Source organism: Synechocystis sp. PCC 6714, assembly GCF_000478825.2.
Taxonomy (GTDB): Bacteria; Cyanobacteriota; Cyanobacteriia; order Cyanobacteriales; family Microcystaceae; genus Synechocystis.
On record NZ_CP007542.1, the window covers coordinates 534,414 to 555,135 of the forward strand.

Genomic DNA, 20,722 nt, shown 5'->3' on the forward strand with positions numbered 1-20,722 from the left:
ATGCCGATCGCCAAGGGGCCATGGGTCATCGGAATCCGCTAAGGTTAGGAACGTATTTTGTTTGACAGGAACTGAGCCGAACTATGGGAGCTATCCAAGCCATTCGTGGAACCCGTGACATTGTGCCCCCGGAAACCAACTATTGGCAATGGGTAGAGGCGATCGCCAAACGCATTTTAGACCGGGCTTTATACCAAGAAATTCGCACCCCTATTTTTGAGCAGACCACTCTGTTTGAGCGGGGCATTGGGGAAGCCACCGACGTTGTGGGCAAAGAAATGTATAGCTTCACCGACCGGGGCGATCGCCCTATTACCCTAAGACCCGAAGGCACAGCGGGGGTGGTACGGGCTTATATTGAACAGAATTTACAGTCCGCTGGAGCAGTACAACGATTGTGGTATACCGGGCCTATGTTCCGCTACGAAAGACCCCAGGCCGGTCGGCAAAGACAATTCCATCAATTGGGGGTAGAAGTATTGGGCAGTGCCGATCCCAGGGCTGACGTGGAAGTGATTGCCTTAGGCACCGACATTCTCAAAGCCCTTGGTTTGAGTAACCTTTCCCTCGCCTTAAATTCCGTCGGTAATGGCGGCGATCGCCAAAGATACCGGGAAGCTTTGATCGCCTACTTAACCCCTTTCAAAGATGAACTAGATCCCGATTCCCAGGACCGGTTGGAGCGCAATCCCCTGAGAATTTTGGACAGCAAAGCTAAGCGCACCCAGGAAATTGTCCAGGATGCCCCCAGCATTTTGGATCATCTCGGAGCGGATTCCCAACGGCACTTTGACCAAGTACAACAATTACTGACGGACTTAGGCATTGCCTACCAACTTACCCCCACCCTGGTGCGGGGCTTGGATTACTACACCCACACTGCCTTCGAAATTCAATCCAGCGATCTGGGGGCCCAGGCCACCGTTTGCGGTGGCGGTCGTTACGATGGCCTAGTGGCGGAATTGGGCGGCCCCGTTACCCCTGCCGTGGGCTGGGCCATGGGATTGGAGCGTTTAATTATTCTTTTGCAACAAATGGCCACGCCTCCCATTGCTGGCCCGGATTTTTACCTTGTTTCCAAAGGAGAAAAAGCAGAACCCCAAGCCCTAATTTTGGCGCAACAATTACGCAACCAGGGATTATCCGTCGCTTTAGATCTCAGCGCCAGTGCCTTTGGTAAACAATTTAAGCGGGCTGATAAATCCGGGGCGATCGCCTGCTTAGTGTTGGGGGAAGGGGAAATGGCAACAGGCACAGTACAACTTAAATGGCTGGCCAGCAAAACCCAAGAAACAGTGCAGTTGGAGGATTTAATGGGGGACATTACGGAACTCAAACAACGTTTAGCGGGACATAGGGGAAAATAACCCCACCTCACCTCTAACTTTTCTGTGACCTGCCATGACCCCATGGACGATTTGGTTTAAAACCGCTGACAACCAAAGTTGGCAACCCCTGGATTCCTGCCGCTCTCTCCCCCTGGGCCATTACCGTCTAGCGGCCCGTCTGGCAGTACCCCATAAGTATGTGCAATGGCGTTGGAAATTTTTTTCGGCCACCGGCAAAGTTGAAAACCACGATTTCCAGGGGCGCACCAACCAAGAAGGACTTATTTCCCTGTTGGATCTGCACACCGTCCAACCCGGCACCTGGCAACTGAATGCCCAGCCAGACTTATTTGATCAGCTTTGTGGAGAAACCTGGCAAATCCGTTTTCAATTCCAAATTGTTAGTCCTGCCATGGCTACGGTCACAGTACCGAAATTGAATGCTGAACCAGAGGAATTTGAGCCGGAGCAGGAAACAGAGGCAGCAAATAACGCCATTGTGCCCCATCCCATGCGTCCTATGGTGGTGCCAGAGCTTGATCCAGAGCCCGTCCCGGTGCTTCAGTGGCACAGAAAAACAAGGGTAAAATTAACTGAAAATGAAGCAGTAGAGTCTAGTAACTCTCTGGAAATAATAGGGGTAGAGGGAAATACAGAAAACATAGAAAACAGAGTGGAGGAGAAAACTGTGGAATCGATGGCTACCACAGCCCCGGGCACTGAGAAGACGATGGAGGAAAATATGGACGATCAAATCCTTGAACCGGTGGTAACAATCGCCGCCAATGTCGAAGCAAGGGAAAAACAAGTAAAAGAAACAGTACAGGAAGAAATTCTAGAGCCGGTGGCGGCCATGGCCTCGGATGTTTTTGCAAAAAAAGAAGAAATACCAGAGGATCAACAGCCAGAAGCTTTGGTAGTAGCAAAGTCATCAGCTGATACTGATGCCGAAGACCAGTTAGAAAAATCAGAGCGTTTTAACCCTTTCCGTTCCATCAGCTACTCTGTGGAGCTAATTTATCCAGAATTGGAAAATCCCATCCAGGTGGACATCACGGTTATAGTGGACGAAAATCGCCGCCCGGCCAATCTGAATTTGCCCGATCCCCGCAGGATGATCAGTCCTTTGCATCGACGGCCCAACAAGTCCCGATCGCCTCTGCCCCCCAAATTAACGTCTACGGTGGATTAATTTCAATGCCAAATGGGGGAAATTGAGTTAGAGACTGGAATTGCCTGACTCAAAAACAGATCCCTGTAATATTGCAGAAAACACCCTGAATTAGTGAATTGCCCCCAGACCGGTTGTAATAATCATCGTTATTAAGGTTACTATTGTACCGATTAGCTTCGGGACTATTAACAATTTCATTCCTCACATTTTCAAAGGTACTGCCTGCGATGACGGCATTGCGATAACCCTGTAATCCTTGTGAGTCAGCGTTACGACCTAGGTATTCTTGGTAAACCACATCCAATGCTTGCTTGAAGTCTTGGCTATTAACCAAATCCCGGCGGGCTTGGGCTAGGGAATAATTAGAATTATTTACAAACTGATTATAATTCCTTAACTCACTGGCACTGGAATTGCGTCCCAATACCTGGATATACATATCATTGAACTGCCGCTGATGTTCAGAATTATAATTGCCTTGGTTATAGTTATCACGGTTATTATAATTGCGATTTCGAGCTTCGGTACTATTGCTAATCTCATCCTTAATATCAGCCAAGCTTCGACCATTAACAATTAAATTACGGTAACTTACAAGGCTGTTATTATCAAGATTTTGTCCTAAATATTCCCGATAGAAATTATTAATGGATTGATAAAATTCTTCACTATTAATTAGGTTTTCACGAACCTGTACCGAAGACCAACCTTGACTGTTAATAGTTTGGGTAAAGTCTCGGATTTCATTACTGGTGGCATTGCGTCCCAACACTTGCAGGAACAGATTGTTAATTTCCGACTCACGATTATAGCGAATGTTAGACCGCCTATTGTTATTGGCTTGATAGCGGAAACTGCCATAGTTGGGGCAATTAATAACATTATTGTTCCGTAGACAACTAATCTCAGTCGGGCGGGAATTATACCGGTGATTGTTATTGGTTTGATAGCGGAAACTGCCATAATCGGAACAATTAATTACATCACTGTTCCTTACGCAGTTAATGGTTTCAGATTGCGCCATTGCCGGAGCTATGCTAGTCAGGGATAATAATAGGAGAGTAGCTGTAGATAAAGTTAAAGTTTTCATTGATAAAATACGAATTCCTATGTCTTGATCTTGACAAAGAAGTGGGTCATTTATCGTTGGAATTGTACAAATTGATTGACTACAGTGATAAATATATTTAGATGTTGAAAATATAGTCTCAATAATCCAGGGCAAAATAATAAATAATGCCAATCCCTAACCTAATTCCAAACAGGCCAGGCCGTAGATGTCTTCCAAGGGGAGTTGGGGCGGATTGCCCTTGTACATGCGTAAATTTAACAAGGCCAGTTCAAAGCCCCGTTCTTCCAATAGATAAATGGCATCTTGATTCACCTCTGGCACATCAATAAATACTGGCCCCTGGCGATCGCCGAGTAATACATCTAGCAAAGCTCCTGCTAGGGCGGTACTATCAGCCATCAAGGGACCCAACCGCCAGCCCTGGGGACTGCCATCATGGTCATCGGGCAATAAACATGGCCGAATGCGACCGTAGCCACAACAATCCCCTTGGCTATCTAGGATAACCATTACTTTTCCTTCGGGGCGTTGTAACCATTCATGCAAAAACAATGGCCGGGGAGTGGCTTCGTGGCGGGCATCGTAGGCTTGCACTTTGGCTTCCATTAGTTCATTCCCAGCCATGAGTTGATAGCCAGGGGGTAGATCTGGAGCAAAACTTGGCCGGACACAGGAACGGCGATCAGCAGGGGGTAAACGATAGCGGCGGGTGTAATAGGCGGGATGAAAGCCCCATTTTTGATAATCTTCCACCCTAGTTAAGGCCGCTTCCAGACCAACACAGCCCACGTCCTGCAAATGGTCGATCGCCGTTTGCCACAGAGCCACCCCAAAACCCCGACCTCGATATTCCGGCTGGACTAGAAACAGGCCAATAAAGCCGTAATTGTAGTCGTAACGAACCCCGGCAATGCAACCCACCGGCACTCCTTGCCATTCCCCTACCCACACCCCAGCGTTATCGGTGTCACAAAAAATCCCCACATCCCCTATGCCTGGACAAAAGCCTTCTTGCTGGGCCCAACGGGTTACCAACGGGCGATCGTCAACTTCCATGGGACGAATTAGGTAACTCATAGATTAGGGCGAAACAAAGGAGGAATCAGTCAAGGATTTTATAACATCGGTGCCAGGGCGATCGCCATTATTGTGAGTTGTAATTTTTCGGCGATCGTCTACTACAAGATATTTATAATCATGGTGCATTCCCAACAATCTATTAGCTGAGTAGGAGTAGGAGAAATTTCACCACAAGATCAGCGATCAAACTAAACTAATTTAAATTTTTATCCCTGTGCAATAAATCCAGAGAGGTTTTTGGGGATATAAAATATTGCTTCATGCTCACTAAAAAATATTTTCTGATGATATACTTCTACCGATACTTAAAACAGTGTTATCTATGTCACTCACTAGATTTCTAACCCATGGTTATTTTCCATATGAGTTACCTCAATGCTTTTCTTCGAGTTCATATGGTCAGTTGATTGGCAATCTAAATAGTACAAGTGCTATTCCGAATAGTTTGCTAAAACCAACAGTACCAGGTAGTAGTAATCGTTTTAGAACCGCACCTCTACTCAAACATAATTTAGCAAGAGTTAATAGATTTCGTCGAATTTTAGGTGTTCCTAATCCCATTCTCTACATGAATTTATGTAAAGAAATTACAGACAATTGGGAAGAGATTAATTCATTTATAAAAGGAAGCTCGCTCTCTTATACACAACCAGCTTTCACTAATAACGGAAATAGGGCTTTTAATTATAATTCTCTGCCTTCTAATCTTCCACAAATTAGGGCACATCATCGCAGTAATGGGAAATATCTTCTTGTAACGGATATACAACAATTTTATCCTTCTATCTATACACACTCTTTACCTTGGGCACTTCATACAAAAGATGTGGCAAAAAGTCAAAGAACAAACTACCAGTTAACTGGGAACCGACTGGATAGATGTGTTCGTAATATGCAAGATTCGCAAACTATGGGATTGCCATTAGGTCCTGACTCTTCAAGAATATTGTCTGAAATGTTATTGACTGCTGTCGATATGGAATTACTCAAAGAATACCCTGATTTAAAAGGATTTCGAAGAATAGATGATTATGAATTGACCTTTAGAACAAGAAGTGAGGCAGAGACAGCACTGGGCATTTTGCAGGGAATTTTGTCGGAATTTGAATTATCTCTTAATGAATCAAAAACACAAATACTAGAGTTGCCTTTACCTTTAGAAGAGACATGGACATTTACATTTAAGAATTTTAACTTTGAAGCAAGATCTCCTTTGTCAATTATTCAAAATTTAACAAGCTATTTTGGTTTAGCTTTCGATTTAGCACCTAAGCATCCACAAAGCTCAGTTATTGGTTATGCCATATCTCGTATTAAGAATGAAGATTTTTCTAATAGGTTGGTCTGGAAAGTTTATCAGAATTTATTGATACAATCAATGATCGCTGAACCAGGAGCTATTCGATATGTCTTGTTTGAGCTTCAGAAATACAAGAAAAAATTTTCTCTTAGAATCGATCAAGACAAAATTCAGGATGCTCTAGAACAGATGATTCAGTCACATTACGCTTTAGGCCATGGGAGTGAAATTGCTTGGTCTATTTGGGCTACAATTATCCTAAACGTACAACTAAGCGAATTGTCATGCAATATAATTAGTCAAATTAATGAACCATTAGTCCCTTTGTTAGCTTTACATGCTGAGTCTTTAGGGTTAACTAAAATCGCTTTAGATCACACACATTGGTCTTCCTTAATGACTGAAGAAGAATTATGGGGAAATAACTGGCTACTATGCTATGAAGCAAATGTCAAAAATTGGCTGCCATCTGTTGGAAATGTAGATCATGTTAATAATGATCCTGCATTTTCATTCCTCAAAGAAAACAATGTAGTATTTTATAATCTTAATGCAATTAGTATAGCTCATTCTCAATGGGAATCTCGTTTCTCCATTTCAGACCTTGTTGGTTATACTTCCTCTGATGAAGAAAATATGGGTGAGATGAATTCTGATTTTTAACTAAGATCGTAATTTACAATAAATCATAAATTTTCAAAACTACACATGTTCAGATCGTGTAGTCAATGAAATGTAACGCGCCATATTTTTAATGACAGTAATCAATTAATCAAGAGTTTCTGGATCAATGCCCAACTCCCGCAGTTTTGCTACTAACTTTTCCGCTTTTTCTTCAGCTTGAATCACTTTTTCTTCTGGATTAGGTAACAGCTTTCCTTGAAGATCCCACCACCGTAACCAAGGCAATTCCATGTTTTGATAGGTTCCTTGCCAAATGCCTAGCGCAACTTTTAATTCTGGAATTTCATACTTTCCATAGGCGTTCGGATTCATTAATTCATAGTGGCTACCGACCAGGTAATATAGCTCAACACTCGCCTTTTCCACCTCGTAGATCCCGTAATAAGCCGGACGAATAACCGTTTCGTAGATCCAAAATTTGCCAGTCCAAGGGGTGCGATCACGTTCCTCAGAACCATCACCAGAAACGAACTCTAAAACGATCTGCGGCGGGATGATTTCTTGCCATAACACATAGGAGCGTCGGCCCTTGCCATTGAGTAACGGCGGCACATTTGGCACATAAAACCAGTCTGGGGCTTCGGCTCCCCGCTGTGGTGGTTCGGTTAAACGCCAATAAATGCCGCTATCTTGACCGATGGTGTACTGTCCATCAGCATGAATTTGATCCAAGACTGGACGGATCGCACTGGTCAGCAAAATACTTTGGGGATGTTCCTGAAAATTCTTCACGAAAGTACCGTCTTCACAAGGAAGCTGGGTGTGATCGGGCAGGGGCGTAAATGTTTCCTTGGCAAGCATGGGACTATGCTCCTTGGTGGTTGCCTAATGTTCCTTGATCCTAGCGAATTAATGTCTTTGGCGTAGAAAATTTAAGAGCCTTTCAAATTTGGCAAGAATCAGGGCGATCGCCATTATTGTGAGTTGTGATTTTTAGGCGATCGCCAACTTCCATGGGAGGAATTAAGTAACTCATAGATTAGGGCAAAACAAGAGTTAAGGATTTAATCACAGCAGTGCTAGGGCGATCGCCAAGGTTTAGCTCAGCCAAAATTAACTGGACAATAACCTCGCTAAAATAGTCGGGAAAACGGTGCATTTCCTGGGCATGGTCTAGCAAAAAGGTGTGGTAATAATGCCCCAGGGATTTTTCTAGTTTGATGAGGCTCTGGAAAAAATCTGGTAATTCTCGGAGACGGTGGGGATAATTATGCTTGAGAATGTTTAAAAAATGGCGAAAATGACTGCCTTCATCCTGCACCAAATGTTGAGCGACTCTGGCAAAGCTTTTACCAAAGGGTTGGTAATATTCCCGTAGATCTCGACGATAGGAAAACATAGACCCCAACTCGTCAAATACCAGGGTACTAACAATGGTAAACTCGTCTTGTAAAACCCAAGCAATAGGTTCTAAGCTAGGCGATCGTTGCTTAAAATTGGTCTCTATGGCGGTAACACTAAGTCCAGATAAACAACTATAAATGTGTCGTAAAGCTTGATAATGCTTTTGTTCATCTCCCAACCACAGGGGCAATAAAGCCATCAAATCTGGGGACAATTCCCCTGAACGAGATAGGAGATAATTGTAAAGAAATTGAGCATCACCCTCTGAGTAAACGTCCTGACTGAGTAGAACGCAAAAATTACTTTTAAGGGCAGGATTTAAACTCTCTAAAATACTTGGGGATAGTTGATAATTCAGAAGTGCTGAATGATAATAAAGTTCACTATGGTTAACTTTTGTTGCTTTGCTTAGGGCTTTACCAATGTCTAATGAGTATGTTTTCATTTTTGTTTTTTGATATATGACGTTCTATATCAACTGTTTATACCCAACTTCTGCAAAAAACGCCATAAAGATAATATACTTTATTTAATGCGAGCATCATAAAACCCTCTAAACCCTTTCCACACCTCCCCACCTTGTCTAACATTATTGTTGGCTAAACATACCCAGTATTCGTTCATTTCATCATTGTTAGCATATTTTGGCAAAGGGAATTTTTCCATAGATTGCAAAAAAGATAATTGCTCTGAAGATAGCATTGGACATTTTTTTTGGTATTCAATTTGAGATAAATCCTGCATTGTTAATTTTATATTTAATTCCACAACTTCACCAAATTTTAAAATTATGGGGCTAAAGACAACACCCATCCAGATAAATGTCAATAAAAAGTTTACTTTAGTGAAAAACTTTGAAAGTTTAAATGCGAGCCAAACAAAACCCAAAGGAACAAGAGCCATGGATGCGACCCATTGTCTAGTCATTATCCAATAATTACTCCTGTAAGAAATATAAGATATAAAAACTGATATTATTAGAGCGAAAGTTATTAGAAGAATGGGAGTTGTAATCTCTTTAATATAAATTTGCTTATATTTTGGTAAATAAAGAACAACTAAAACAGAAATAAGACTTATGAAAATCACCGGATATATTAGCTTTTGTAAAAATTCAAAGTGAGTTAATTCAAAAAATACTTGTAGCAGTTTATCTATTTTTATCCATTCAAAAGGATCGAATGATGTTTTAGCAGTGGGGTTTCCCCTTAACCAAGTTAGTGATCCAACTAAAATAAATAACCCTGATCCAAATAAACATAAAGGAACATTAATATGCTCTAAAATAGATTTAATGGAAATTTCTTGTTCTGTTTCAATTAGTTTTTGTAAATATGTAAATAGTATTATTCCTAACCAATAAAGGCAAAAATATGGATGGAAAAGAATTCCCATTGAAATGGAAAGTATTCCAAAAATTTTAAAAATTAATTTAGATCTTACATCCAAAAGAGTACTGTAATAAGCAAGACTACAAACAACAGAAGAAACTAATGGCATATATGGTCTTGCTTCGCCAACAAAGTACATTAACTGAGTCTGAGAAGATAAGGCAACAATGCCCATAAATTGCCACAGAAATGGCATCTCCCAAAGACGAAAAAGATAAAGTACTGCTAACATCATCGCTAAACCAGAAAATAGACTAGGAAATCTTAGCCAAAAAGTATTAGCTCCAAATATTTGCATTAACCAGTAGTCAATAAGCATATAAATACCTGTTTGGCCGTGATTAATTCCTAATATAGACTGGCGGATGACTTGCCAAGATTCTCCGGTTGTTTGGTATGCTCCCAAAGCAAAATGTAAAAATTCATCTATCCAAAGTGGTCTGCCAAAAGATGAATACAGAGCCAGACAAAATAAACAAAAAACGAATAAAGTAACATAATAAATATTGAAATTAGTTAGTTTAACTCTCATGACTTTTTGTTTAATGTAATTAAAATTTTTTCCATACAGCTAAAATAGACTTGCCAAATTTATACTTCAATATGGGATCAAAGACTTTTGAAACTGGAATCATCCATGTATCCCATAGTTTGACTTGTTGTAAAGTTGGTATGCTTTGTTTTAAAAAATGATTACTTGCCGAGGCAATTAATCCAACAGAATCAATATATTTTAAGTTGACTAACCTAAGTTCTGGTGGTGTTAATCGTTTGATCGTTTGACGATTATATCGGCGGAAGTGACCTACGGATTTATCAAAAGGGGAAAATAACCACTGGTGGGCTGGAGCTAATACAACTAAAAAGCCCCCTGATCTCAAATTTGCCGTTGCTCGCTTAATTTCAGCAAAGTCATCTTCAATATGTTCTAAGACATCAATATAAATGATTGAATCAAAACAATAGTCAAATGAAATATTAGCTAGTGAACCATGTTTAATTTCACAAATTTGTGGAAGATTTTTTTCTGATTTAAGCATATCAATCATCAATTCATCTGGCTCTAAGCAGACCCACTTTTGTTGGTTCTGACTGCAAAGTATTTTAGTTGTACTTCCAATGCCAGCCCCTACTTCTAATACATTTTCACCTAAATATGAGTAAATTATTCTATGATAATAGTTTTTCCAATTTCTGGCTAATCTAAATAATTCTAGCTCAGAGCCAACGTAGCTATAATTTTCCATAGGTTAGAAAATATCCTCTACTGATAATATAAAATAAGAATAATCTCTACTTGGTATAAAACCGATATTATTGCGTCCTACTAAAACTAAAAAGATAAATGAAAGCGCAATCATAAATACTTGTAAAATAAGAGATAATAAGATAGTTACTATGTAAGAAGTCCATCCAGGTATAGCAAGGTTTGTGGTTAAGCGGATTCCCACAACTATGAGTATGGCTATTATCATCAAACAGATCATCATACAGGAAACTATTAATAAACGAACTCCAACTATTTCACCATGAACAGAGATTGCACTTAAACCATGGGTAATAAGCGATGTAAAGTTCATTTGAGATTTACCGTAATAACGAGTCCCTCGACGGGTATTTATATCATCATTCATCAACTTTGATTTTAGAACACCTGCAGCATAATGATTCCACAATTCGGAAACAACTACTAATCTATGGAGCAGATTAAATGGAATGATGCTAAAGTTGCCAACCCTAATATCAAAACCAGTTAATAAATGGTAGGTTGTATAATATGCGCGATAGAATAATTTAAACAGAAATGATTCTGATCTCTGGCTTCGGCGGGCAAAAATAATTTTTCTGTAGTCGTTTTCCACACATTTTTGAATTAGAGCAATACAATCTTGAGGTGTATCCTCGCCATCTGCATCCATAACTAAGACCATATCTCCTGAGTAAAAAGCTTCAGTATAGGCTAACCCGATAGTTATCGCGCGTTGATGACCGATATTCCTTTTGAGTCGAAGAATTTTAAAATTTTTGATTGCTCGCAAACCCATATTGTCAAATAGTCTTTGTTCTTCTGGGAAATTTGACGCATCGTCGACTACTAATATACTTGCCAAAATTTTGTAACGAGTTAGTAGAGTATCTAAATCTTCTAATAGTTTTCTGACAGATTTCCAATCATTAAAAACCGGAATAATAAAAATAACCTCTTGAGAGTTATCTTCTGTTGAGATAAAATTATCATGAAATTCTATGTTAAACATAAACTTTATTGAACTTATTTATTTGATTAATCAAGACCAAGAAAAGAACTCCTATAATTTCTGAATAATTTTTCTATAGCTTCCCAGCCGATGGTGTTGAATAGGTTCCTTCTCTGTGTTAGTTGATTGTTGTTGAATGATGAATTTTGCTGACTTTTTTAAGATTTTTTCTGAAACTTTAGTTGAGTTACGCCTATTTGCAACCAAATGATCTGGTGTATATTTAATCGATTTTTTTAATATTTTCAATTTTTTCAATCCTGGCGATCGCCGATGAAAATCTTCATCCATAGCGACAAAATCTAGCCCGGACAAACAACGATAAACCCGCCGCAGAGCTTGATAATGTTTTTGTTCATCTCCCAGCCATCGGGGTAATAAAGCTAAAAAATCTGGGGATAATTCCTGTGAATGAGATAATAAATAATCAGATAAAAATTGAGCATCCCCTTCAGAATAAACATCTCGACTTAGTAAAATACAAAAATTATCTTTTAACTGAGCTTGCCCACCATTAAAAGTATTTATCGGTAGTTGATAATCCCTGGTAAATATTTGGTCCACATCCCAATCATTTAAGCAAATTTTTTGGCTGTGATTTATTGGATTATTGTCCAAATCAATAATTTTCATAATCAATCACTTATCCTAAGCTTTAACACAGATTATTTAACCAATTGATAAAAATTCTTCTGCCACGATATGGGGAATAATCAAACAATGACGACCTGTAATTTGAGAAGTATCTCCCCGTAAAATAATGCCAGCCGCCGTATCATCAATAACCCAACTCCCCACCATGTAGTGATAGTCAAAGGCCTGGGGCAGTTCAATATATTCTTGGATAATAAAACCCTCTTCACCATAACCATAGGTAGGCCGTTTTTCCACTGCTCCGGCCCCCAACTCAATGGAAACACCAATGCCTTCCATACCTAACAAAGGTTTACGAACGTGTAAACCCTGCAATAGTAAACGGGTTGCTTCGAGGGAAATATCGCTCTCAAAATAAGTGGGCAGGAGATATTGAGCATACTCACTATCTTTAAACCGTTGCCAAATTAAAGCCATCGCCCCTTTGTTAGATAAAATTTGTTTCCATAAAGGTTCAATTACTTTTGTATCTCCCACGGCTAGGCGTTGGGCTAACGCCTCAGTGCAGCCAGCATTGGCCATATCATTTTGCAAATCTGACCAGTCATACATTTTCCATAAAATTGGAATTCTTTCGTTAGCATGGTCAATGAAATAACCATCTTCATCTAAACCCAAACCCCTTTGAGTTAATTGACCCCGATCATTTTCTAAACCCCTTAGATAAACCAATTGGGTGTAAACATTTTCATCCACCTCATCGTGGAGAATTTGGATTAATTGCATTGCCATTTCACTATCTTCTTCTAGTTGTTCATCTACCAGAAAGGAAATGCCTGTGCGGAGTAAATCATATTCTTCATAAATTCTGCGCCATTGCCCCGCCGTTCTTTCCCAATATTCATTAAACTGACTAGCATTGGCCGGTAAAGCATAGGCCCCTTGATTGTGGTTGCGTTGGTAGTCCACTAACCAATTCCATTGGTAAACCGTTTCCGCTCCCAACAGTGGCGTTTCCCCATTAATTTCAATTAATTTAATCTGACCATCTTCGGTGACCACTAGATCAAAACGGGTAGCTAAACTTAAATCCTCCACCGGGTCGGTGCGATGCCAACTATTTTTCAGGGCAGGCCAATATTCAGGGCGAATTTTTAGCTGGGCCAATCTTGCGTCAACGGCAGAGTCATCATCCTCATCAAAAAACCAGTCCAGAAATTCCACACACATTTGCCATAGTTTTTCACTAGCAATGGCGATCGCCGTTTCTTCTTGGGGGGTGAATTGGATGGCAAAGGGTTGGGGTAGGGCTTCCACCCAATATTTTTGGGCTGGATCACTGAGCACATCAGCTTGGTAAGCATTATCCTGAATATGTTGGCGCCAGCGGGGACGACGGCTAATTTTTATCGGTTGCATTATTTACCTCCCCGGCCAGTGCCCTTAAAAGTAGAACCAAAACCCTTATTGCTACTGCGGCCTGAAATAGTGCCCTTCGCGGCGGTGCCCGATGGCCTAGGGGGAGCGGGGGCAGTGACAGCTTTGGAAGTGGAAACTTTGCCCGTGGTAGTGCGGGGCACACTAACGCCATTGGGGGTAATTAACTGATCCGGATTTGTCCCCCGATACACAATGGATGGTTGCAACACCCGCCGTTGTACCCCGCCAGAGTAGATGTAGGTGTAATTACTGCCGTAGGGATAAAAGTAAGCTCCGCCAAAAATCGGACGATAACCGCTGGTGTGGTAGCCACTGGGGGTAGGCTCACAAATTACCCCATCATTTTGACAATCGGCTCGACTACCATAAACCGGGGCATTCCGTTGGTGTTCCTCCTGGGCCGCTTTCATTTGGGCTTCGCAATCTTCGGGCCGAATGGGAGGAGGTGTGGGGGCGTTGGTCAATTTGCCCGCTTTATGGGCTTCCGTCAGGGCTTTATACTCATTGGCCTGATTGGCCATATCCTTTTTGCATTCCGCCACGCTGGTGTAGTAAAGGGCTTCAATTTTTTCTTTACTTTCAGCAGCGCCACCCTGGTTGGTTTTGGGATTATTGTCTTTACAACTGGTGCTTACCATGGCCAACACCGCGACCATCGCTAGATATTGCCTAACCTGTTTACGATAAATGGGCCGAGAAATGTTATCGGGGAAATGATTTGGTTCCATGGCGATCGCCGGGTTAGGCAGTAATGATGGAGTTATTGTATTGAGATTTTCTGGGGATAAACTAATCGGTAAAAATTATTTACGAAAGAATCACAAAGATTGACTAATTTCAGCGCCATTGGTGCCAAATACGAGTTTTGAATAGGGTTGATAGGGGTCGGGGATTGTTAAGCTAGGGAAATATGGACTGCTAAATTGTCATTCAATCTTGAGAAAACACCGTGCTAGACGAACAAGCCAAGAAAACCCTCCTACGCAAAATTCCCCACGGCCTCTACGTCTGTGGTGTTAGGTCCGGAGAGGAGGCCAATGGTTTCACCGCCAGTTGGGTGATGCAGGGTTCCTTTGACCCCCCCCTGGTGGTTAACTGTGTGCGCTCTGATTCCATTTCCCATCGGCTATTGCAGGAAAGCGGCCAGTTTGCCCTCAGTTTTCTGGCGGCGGACCAAAAAGATGTAGCAGCGCAATTCTTTAAGCCCCAACGACGGGTGGGGGACAAGTTTGAAAATTTTGACGTGCTTGATGCCCCCGAAACCGGTTGTCCTGTGCTCAAAGACTGCCTCGGTTATGTGGAATGCCGAGTGGTGGGGTCTGTAGCCCACGGCGATCACACCGTTTTTGTTGGTGAAGTCATTGGCGCCCAAGTCTTTAATGAGGGCAAGCCCCTATTACTAGAAAGCACCGGCTGGAACTACGGCGGCTAGTTAAGGCTAGCTAGATAGTTATTAGGTTAGACCCCTAAGAAGGTCTTTAAAACGCGCCTTGCTCCCCAAGTTTGGGGGAAACGAGACAAAAGTCTCATCAATCCTCCACAGCTTCTAGCCAATTGTCCCCATTAGTATGGAGTAAATGCTCAGCCGCTTCCATTAAGTCAGGCATTAACTCTTTAATATCTTTTTTGTTTTCCAGGTAGGTTTTGAGGGCTACCAGGGGATCAAGGGCGGAACCTACCCCCAATTCTGGCAATCGCGGCCGGGCCAATTGGCTGACTAATTCTGGGCGGATGGTGTAGGAATGGCTCGATTTCAAACCCTCCTGTAATTTGCGATTATCTATTTGTTCTAACTGTTCAGAGCGGATTTGGTAAATTAGCCGTACCACCGCACCATCAATGGTTGTTTTGGCGATCGCCATTAATAATTCAGCCTGGGGATCTTCGGCCTCCGTCACATCGACCTTAATGGTTTTAAAGGGACGGGCGGGCAGGGGACAAAATTGCCAATTTACTTTTCCCTTGCCAATTTCCAGCCAAATATAGCCTTTATCTTCCTTTTCTTCACCAAAGTCCACCCGCTCAATGCTACCGGGATAAACAATGGGGGGATTGTTGTGGGGATTGAGATTTTGGTGTTTGTGGACATGGCCCAAAGCAATGTAATCAAATTCGGGCCGATTAATTAAAGCTAGGGGAATAGTAAAACCTTTACCTACGGAGAGGGTTTTTTCTGCCCCAAAGGTGGCTCGATCCGCCATTAAATGCCCCAGCAAAATAGTGGGCAATTGGGGGTCTAGGCTCCGAATTTCTGCCTCCAAAATTGGCTGTAACTTTTTCAGTAAGAGCAAATTAATAGCTTCTAGGGATAACCCCTCCGTTTCCGGCCGGGTCAGCAGAGTGGAGCGGGTCAACCAAGGCAAGGTGATAATTTGTAGATCTCCATTGGCGCTGGGAATTAGATGGGTGCCAAGGCGATCGCCAACGATGAAGCCAGGTACCGCCAGGGTGCGATAGATGCAAAGACTAGCTCCCCCACTGCCCTGGGAATGCTGATCATGGTTGCCCACTAATAGGACAGTGGGAATATGGGCATCGGCCAAACGGCGAAATTCAGCCGCAAACGCTTCCTGAACGTAGGGGGGCGGGGTGGCATCGGGAAAAGCATCCCCCCCAAAGAGCACCACATCCGCCGGCTCTTGAATTGCCCGGTCAATGCAAAGCCGTAAACTCTGGATGAAATCTTCTAACCTCGTATTTAGCCCCGTAGCCGGATTAATGTGCCCATGGGAAAAACCACTGCCCAGATGAATGTCAGAAAGATGCAGGACTTTTAACATGGCAATAATCTTCCAATAATTCCAACAAAAAAGGGAAGACGTTTTGTCCTCCCTTCATCCTATGGTAGTGGCCCACTGAGGGGAGCTAACTATTCCACACCGGGGGCAATCAATTCCCTTGTTTCGCCGGGGATGACCACCACTTGGTTGTCTTCGCCAATGTCCACCAGCGCTTGGCTGCCTTCCTTGAGACGGCCCGAAAGAATTTCTTCCGCTAACACGTCTTCCAGCAGGCGCATAATGGCCCGGCGGAGGGGACGGGCACCGTAGGCGGGGTTAAACCCTTCTTCCACAATGCGTTCTTTGAACTTGTCGGTGACTTGCAAAGAAATTTCTTTTTCCACCAACCGGGCAAACACATCCCGCAGAAGGATTTCGGAAATTTCCTTGACTTCCTCTTTGTTCAATTGACGGAAGACGATAATTTCATCCAGACGGTTCAGGAACTCGGGACGGAAGTAGTTTTTCAGTTCTTCATTGACCAGGGAGCGAATGCGATTGTACTGGGACTCCGCCTGGTCATCGGCAAAGTCAAAGCCCAAACCGCCGCCACCTTTTTCAATTACCTTGGAACCGATGTTGGAGGTCATAATCAACAGGGTGTTTTTGAAATCCACTGTGCGACCTTTGGCATCGGTGAGGCGACCATCTTCCAAAATTTGCAACAGCATATTGAAGATGTCGGGGTGGGCTTTTTCAATCTCGTCAAACAGCACCACCGTGTAGGGACGGCGACGTACTGCTTCCGTCAACTGACCCCCTTCGTTATAGCCCACATAGCCGGGGGGGGAACCGATCAATTTAGAAACGGTGTGCCGTTCCATAAATTCCGACATGTCCAGGCGGATCATCGCTTCCTCGGAACCGAAGAAGTAAGCCGCCAGAGCTTTGGTCAACTCGGTTTTACCCACCCCGGTGGGACCGGAGAAAATGAAGCTAGCAATGGGACGGTTGGGATTTTTCAACCCTACCCTGGCCCGACGAATGGCCCGGGATACGGCTTTAACTGCATCTTCTTGGCCGATTAACCGTTGATGGAGGGTGTCCTCCATATGCAACAGTTTTTCGGATTCCGATTCCGTTAATTTGTTAACGGGGACTCCAGTCCAAGAAGCAACGATATGGGCAATTTCTTCGGAAGTTACTTCCGGTTCACCACTGTCCCCTTCCGCTTTTTTGGAAGAGGCGATCGCCCGGATTTGTTTTTTAATTTCGTCTTCCCGGTCTTTTAGTTCCCCGGCTTTGTCAAAGTCTTGGTTGCGGACGGCGTCATCTTTTTCTTTGAGAATTTGCCGCAATTCCTTGTCCAACTCCTTGGCGGCGGGGGGCAATTGGGAATTGATCAAGCGCACCCGGGAACCGGCTTCGTCAATCAAATCGATCGCCTTGTCGGGCAAGAAACGGTCAGAGATATAACGGTCGGAAAGTTTGGCGGCGGCCTCCAGGGCTTCGTCCAAAATTTTCAGTTTGTGGTGCTGTTCGTAACGTTCCCGCAGACCGTAGAGGATTTCGATGGTTTCTTCCACGGAGGGTTCCCCCACCATCACGGGTTGGAAACGCCGTTCCAGGGCCGCATCCCGTTCAATGTGTTTACGATACTCATCGAGGGTGGTGGCGCCAATACATTGCAACTCACCCCGGGCTAAGGCGGGCTTGAGGATATTGGCCGCGTCGATTGCCCCTTCGGCAGCACCGGCTCCAATCAGGGTATGGACTTCGTCGATGACGAGGATGATGTTACCGGCTTGGCGGATTTCATCCATGATTTTTTTCAGTCGTTCTTCAAATTCCCCTCGGTATTTGGTGCCGGCCACCAGCAAACCGATGTCCAGGGTCACCACCCGCTTTTCTTCGAGGATGTCGGGAATATCTTTGTTGGCAATGCGCTGGGCTAAACCTTCGGCGATCGCCGTTTTACCCACCCCCGGTTCCCCAATCAGGACAGGGTTATTTTTGGTGCGGCGGCCCAGGATTTGAATCACCCGCTCAATTTCTTTTTGGCGACCCACCACAGGATCCAACTTTCCTTCGGCGGCCATCTGGGTCAGATTGGAACCAAATTCGTCCAAAGTCGGGGTTTTGGTGCGGCCACCACTGCCACCACCGGCGGCTACTTCGGCCGTTTCCCCCAACATACGGATCACCTGGGTGCGGACTTTGGAAAGATCAACCCCTAGGTTTTCTAATACCCGGGCGGCTACCCCTTCCCCTTCTCGAATCAGACCCAACAGTAAATGTTCGGTGCCGATGTAATTGTGCCCCAGTTGCCTGGCTTCCTCAAGGGAAAGTTCCAGCACTCTTTTAGCCCGGGGGGTAAAGGGAATTTCCACGGCCACAAAACCTGATCCCCGCCCGATAATTTTCTCTACTTCGATGCGGGCGTCTTTGAGATTAACCCCCATGGATTTGAGAACCTTGGCGGCGACGCCAGTTCCTTCGCCAATCAAGCCGAGCAGAATTTGTTCCGTGCCAACGAAGTTATGTCCGAGGCGACGAGCTTCCTCCTGAGCAAGCATGATTACTTTAATGGCTTTTTCTGTAAAGCGTTCAAACATAACCTAAATCCATCACCTCAGCGTGCCCTGTGTATTGCTGATTCTAACATAGCGCTTTTACTGTGCTGTTGCCCTGGGTACAGCCGTGGGTGTAGGTTTAACGGTGGAATGGCGAACTGCGTCTGTGGGGTTTTCCTCACCTCCATTGTTCTGTTAACCACCGATGAAGCTGTGCCTTTAACCGAAAAAATTGCCCATGGTTTCCCCCCAAATGGTGAAGAATATCTGTTTGAAGTGGCAACGATAAAGTCGGCGATCGCCAGATTTCAGCAATTATTGGCGAGAAAAACCAGTTGAATTGGACTCTCCAAAATGATTATTCAGCCAATCATTCCGGTGAAAGTGAAAATTGCTCTAGTTGTGGGCTGCAACAGCGGCACTGTTTTCCAACACAGTTTTCCGGGCCCATTGATCCGCCGCCAAAATAGTCTCTAAATCGGGGTTAGAAGTGTTCTGACCTGCGTAAAGATCACAGGCTTTTTCAATCAGACGGGGAATATCCAGAAAGCTAATTTTTTCTTGCAAAAACAACGCTACCGCCTGTTCATTGGCCGCATTTAACACCGCTGGCATGGCTCCACCGGCCCGGCCCGCCGCATAGGCCAATTGCATACAGGGATATTTGTCATGATCTGGCTCCCGAAAACTTAAACTACCAGCTTTAACTAAATCCAACGGCTCCCAGTCGGTGTAAATCCTCTCCGGCCAGGACAGGGCATAGAGCAACGGCAGACGCATATCAGGCCATCCCAACTGAGCTAACACCGACGTATCTTGTACTTCAATCAGGGAATGAATAATGCTTTGGGGATGGATGACAATGTCTATATGATCGTAATCCAAGTCGAACAAATAATGGGCTTCAATGACTTCCAAACCCTTGTTCATCAAAGTGGCGGAGTCAATGGTGATTTTTTGCCCCATGGTCCAATTGGGATGTTTGAGGGCATCCTGCACTGTCACAAAGGGCAATCTTTCCACTGGCAAATCTCGGAATGCCCCCCCGGAAGCGGTCAGAATAATCCGCCGTAATCCCCCGTCCGGGACCCCTTGCAAACATTGAAAAATAGCGGAATGCTCTGAGTCTGCCGGCAATAACTTCACCCCCATTTTTTCCACCAGGGGTAACACCACCGAGGCCCCAGCAATTAAAGTCTCTTTATTGGCTAAGGCAATATCTTTCCCCGCGGCGATCGCCGCCATGGTGGGCAATAAACCAGCACAACCGACTATTCCAGTTACCACACTTTCCGCATCGCCGTAACGGGCCACCTCCACTACCCCTTCCTCCCCCACCACATATTGGGGTTGGTAATTAGTTAGCTTGGCCACTGCCGCTTTTAGATCTGGCAATTTTTCGGATTGGCGAATAGCAACGATTTCCGGTTGAAAATTGGCCACCTGCTCCGACAATAGGGTCACATTACCCCCAGCGGCCAAACCGACCACCTGAAAAGCCTCGGGATGATGGGTAACAATGTCCAAAGTTTGGGTACCAATGGAACCGGTGGAGCCGAGGATAGAAATACGTTTCACCATTACCGCCGTTGCTTGAGCTAAAACTAATCCTCCCAATCTTAAGGGGTTGCTGCCCATCTGAGAAGAAAAAACTCCCCCAGGTTTTAACCTAAGGAGGAGCAAAATTATTTATTCTCTATGTTTCCAATAAGCCAAAACTTAGAGGCTGTTCTATAAAGTTATGACCCGATCCCTAAATCTCCT

At 43.8% G+C, this 20,722-nt stretch carries 18 protein-coding genes; 5 read left to right on the forward strand and 13 right to left on the reverse strand.

Annotated elements, in window-relative coordinates; all coding sequences use genetic code 11:
• Positions 1-83: 83 nt before the first annotated feature.
• Both hisS and D082_RS02455 read left to right on the forward strand, forming a co-directional pair.
• Positions 84-1,367 (forward strand): histidine--tRNA ligase, encoded by a 1,284-nt coding sequence (hisS, locus tag D082_RS02450; protein ID WP_028949346.1) that lies wholly within the window; start codon positions 84-86, stop codon positions 1,365-1,367.
• A gap of 34 nt (positions 1,368-1,401) precedes the next feature.
• The gene (locus D082_RS02455; protein ID WP_028949345.1) at positions 1,402-2,520 is read left to right on the forward strand and encodes a hypothetical protein; all 1,119 of its coding nucleotides are present in this window, start codon (positions 1,402-1,404) and stop codon (positions 2,518-2,520) included.
• Positions 2,521-2,569: 49 nt separating this feature from the next.
• Here the strand turns inward: D082_RS02455 and D082_RS02460 are convergent, their stop codons facing one another.
• Positions 2,570-3,592, reverse strand: coding sequence for a hypothetical protein (locus D082_RS02460; protein ID WP_028949344.1), 1,023 nt, complete (start codon positions 3,590-3,592; stop codon positions 2,570-2,572).
• Between the two features lie 156 nt (positions 3,593-3,748).
• Positions 3,749-4,651, reverse strand: coding sequence for a GNAT family N-acetyltransferase (locus D082_RS02465; RefSeq protein WP_028949343.1), 903 nt, complete (start codon positions 4,649-4,651; stop codon positions 3,749-3,751).
• Positions 4,652-4,976: 325 nt separating this feature from the next.
• Here D082_RS02465 and D082_RS02470 point away from each other — a divergent pair, with 325 nt between their 5' ends.
• The gene (locus D082_RS02470; RefSeq protein ID WP_081857601.1) at positions 4,977-6,617 is read left to right on the forward strand and encodes an RNA-directed DNA polymerase; all 1,641 of its coding nucleotides are present in this window, start codon (positions 4,977-4,979) and stop codon (positions 6,615-6,617) included.
• Between the two features lie 105 nt (positions 6,618-6,722).
• Here D082_RS02470 and D082_RS02475 read toward each other — a convergent pair whose 3' ends face one another.
• From D082_RS02475 to D082_RS02510, 8 genes are all read right to left on the reverse strand, one after another.
• Complete coding sequence (locus D082_RS02475) at positions 6,723-7,439, reverse strand: Uma2 family endonuclease (protein ID WP_028949341.1); 717 nt, start codon at positions 7,437-7,439, stop codon at positions 6,723-6,725.
• A 178-nt stretch (positions 7,440-7,617) separates the two neighbouring features.
• Entirely contained in the window at positions 7,618-8,427 is an 810-nt protein-coding gene (locus D082_RS02480; RefSeq protein WP_051738656.1) for a hypothetical protein, read from the reverse strand.
• An 80-nt stretch (positions 8,428-8,507) separates the two neighbouring features.
• Positions 8,508-9,905: a hypothetical protein gene (locus D082_RS02485; RefSeq protein ID WP_038530034.1), complete on the reverse strand. Its 1,398-nt coding sequence runs from the start codon at positions 9,903-9,905 to the stop codon at positions 8,508-8,510.
• Between the two features lie 19 nt (positions 9,906-9,924).
• Complete coding sequence (locus D082_RS02490; RefSeq protein ID WP_028949339.1) at positions 9,925-10,620, reverse strand: bifunctional 2-polyprenyl-6-hydroxyphenol methylase/3-demethylubiquinol 3-O-methyltransferase UbiG; 696 nt, start codon at positions 10,618-10,620, stop codon at positions 9,925-9,927.
• 3 nt (positions 10,621-10,623) lie between these two features.
• Positions 10,624-11,631: a glycosyltransferase gene (locus D082_RS02495; protein WP_051738657.1), complete on the reverse strand. Its 1,008-nt coding sequence runs from the start codon at positions 11,629-11,631 to the stop codon at positions 10,624-10,626.
• 51 nt (positions 11,632-11,682) lie between these two features.
• Complete coding sequence (locus D082_RS02500) at positions 11,683-12,264, reverse strand: hypothetical protein (protein WP_051738658.1); 582 nt, start codon at positions 12,262-12,264, stop codon at positions 11,683-11,685.
• Between the two features lie 36 nt (positions 12,265-12,300).
• On the reverse strand, positions 12,301-13,644 hold the full coding sequence (locus D082_RS02505) for a glutathionylspermidine synthase family protein (protein WP_028949338.1): 1,344 nt from the start codon (positions 13,642-13,644) through the stop codon (positions 12,301-12,303).
• Positions 13,644-14,393, reverse strand: a complete 750-nt coding sequence (locus D082_RS02510) for a DUF1190 domain-containing protein (protein WP_028949337.1) — start codon at positions 14,391-14,393, stop codon at positions 13,644-13,646. The genes D082_RS02505 and D082_RS02510 overlap by 1 nt, the downstream gene beginning before the upstream one ends.
• Before the next feature lie 221 nt (positions 14,394-14,614).
• Here D082_RS02510 and D082_RS02515 point away from each other — a divergent pair, with 221 nt between their 5' ends.
• Positions 14,615-15,097, forward strand: coding sequence for a flavin reductase family protein (locus D082_RS02515; RefSeq protein ID WP_028949336.1), 483 nt, complete (start codon positions 14,615-14,617; stop codon positions 15,095-15,097).
• Between the two features lie 97 nt (positions 15,098-15,194).
• Here the strand turns inward: D082_RS02515 and sbcD are convergent, their stop codons facing one another.
• The gene (gene sbcD / locus D082_RS02520) at positions 15,195-16,445 is read right to left on the reverse strand and encodes an exonuclease subunit SbcD (RefSeq protein WP_028949335.1); all 1,251 of its coding nucleotides are present in this window, start codon (positions 16,443-16,445) and stop codon (positions 15,195-15,197) included.
• An 89-nt stretch (positions 16,446-16,534) separates the two neighbouring features.
• Positions 16,535-19,000: an ATP-dependent Clp protease ATP-binding subunit gene (locus D082_RS02525; protein ID WP_028949334.1), complete on the reverse strand. Its 2,466-nt coding sequence runs from the start codon at positions 18,998-19,000 to the stop codon at positions 16,535-16,537.
• A gap of 108 nt (positions 19,001-19,108) precedes the next feature.
• On the opposite strand from D082_RS02525, the gene D082_RS02530 reads away from it, so the two are divergent.
• Positions 19,109-19,297, forward strand: a complete 189-nt coding sequence (locus tag D082_RS02530) for a hypothetical protein (RefSeq protein WP_028949333.1) — start codon at positions 19,109-19,111, stop codon at positions 19,295-19,297.
• Between the two features lie 57 nt (positions 19,298-19,354).
• On the opposite strand, the gene dxr is transcribed toward D082_RS02530, so the two are convergent.
• The gene (dxr, locus tag D082_RS02535; protein WP_028949332.1) at positions 19,355-20,536 is read right to left on the reverse strand and encodes a 1-deoxy-D-xylulose-5-phosphate reductoisomerase; all 1,182 of its coding nucleotides are present in this window, start codon (positions 20,534-20,536) and stop codon (positions 19,355-19,357) included.
• Positions 20,537-20,722 lie beyond the last annotated feature (186 nt).

Excerpts from the sequence above, each read along its gene's own strand:
- hisS (WP_028949346.1), top strand. The coding sequence starts at position 84 with ATGGGAGCTATCCAAGCCATTCGTGGAACCCGTGACATTGTGCCCCCG.
- D082_RS02455 (WP_028949345.1), top strand. The coding sequence starts at position 1,402 with ATGACCCCATGGACGATTTGGTTTAAAACCGCTGACAACCAAAGTTGG.
- D082_RS02460 (WP_028949344.1), bottom strand. The coding sequence starts at position 3,592 with ATGAAAACTTTAACTTTATCTACAGCTACTCTCCTATTATTATCCCTG.
- D082_RS02465 (WP_028949343.1), bottom strand. The coding sequence starts at position 4,651 with ATGAGTTACCTAATTCGTCCCATGGAAGTTGACGATCGCCCGTTGGTA.
- D082_RS02470 (WP_081857601.1), top strand. The coding sequence starts at position 4,977 with ATGTCACTCACTAGATTTCTAACCCATGGTTATTTTCCATATGAGTTA.
- D082_RS02475 (WP_028949341.1), bottom strand. The coding sequence starts at position 7,439 with ATGCTTGCCAAGGAAACATTTACGCCCCTGCCCGATCACACCCAGCTT.
- D082_RS02480 (WP_051738656.1), bottom strand. The coding sequence starts at position 8,427 with ATGAAAACATACTCATTAGACATTGGTAAAGCCCTAAGCAAAGCAACA.
- D082_RS02485 (WP_038530034.1), bottom strand. The coding sequence starts at position 9,905 with ATGAGAGTTAAACTAACTAATTTCAATATTTATTATGTTACTTTATTC.
- D082_RS02490 (WP_028949339.1), bottom strand. The coding sequence starts at position 10,620 with ATGGAAAATTATAGCTACGTTGGCTCTGAGCTAGAATTATTTAGATTA.
- D082_RS02495 (WP_051738657.1), bottom strand. The coding sequence starts at position 11,631 with ATGTTTAACATAGAATTTCATGATAATTTTATCTCAACAGAAGATAAC.
- D082_RS02500 (WP_051738658.1), bottom strand. The coding sequence starts at position 12,264 with ATGAAAATTATTGATTTGGACAATAATCCAATAAATCACAGCCAAAAA.
- D082_RS02505 (WP_028949338.1), bottom strand. The coding sequence starts at position 13,644 with ATGCAACCGATAAAAATTAGCCGTCGTCCCCGCTGGCGCCAACATATT.
- D082_RS02510 (WP_028949337.1), bottom strand. The coding sequence starts at position 14,393 with ATGGAACCAAATCATTTCCCCGATAACATTTCTCGGCCCATTTATCGT.
- sbcD (WP_028949335.1), bottom strand. The coding sequence starts at position 16,445 with ATGTTAAAAGTCCTGCATCTTTCTGACATTCATCTGGGCAGTGGTTTT.
- D082_RS02525 (WP_028949334.1), bottom strand. The coding sequence starts at position 19,000 with ATGTTTGAACGCTTTACAGAAAAAGCCATTAAAGTAATCATGCTTGCT.
- D082_RS02530 (WP_028949333.1), top strand. The coding sequence starts at position 19,109 with ATGGCGAACTGCGTCTGTGGGGTTTTCCTCACCTCCATTGTTCTGTTA.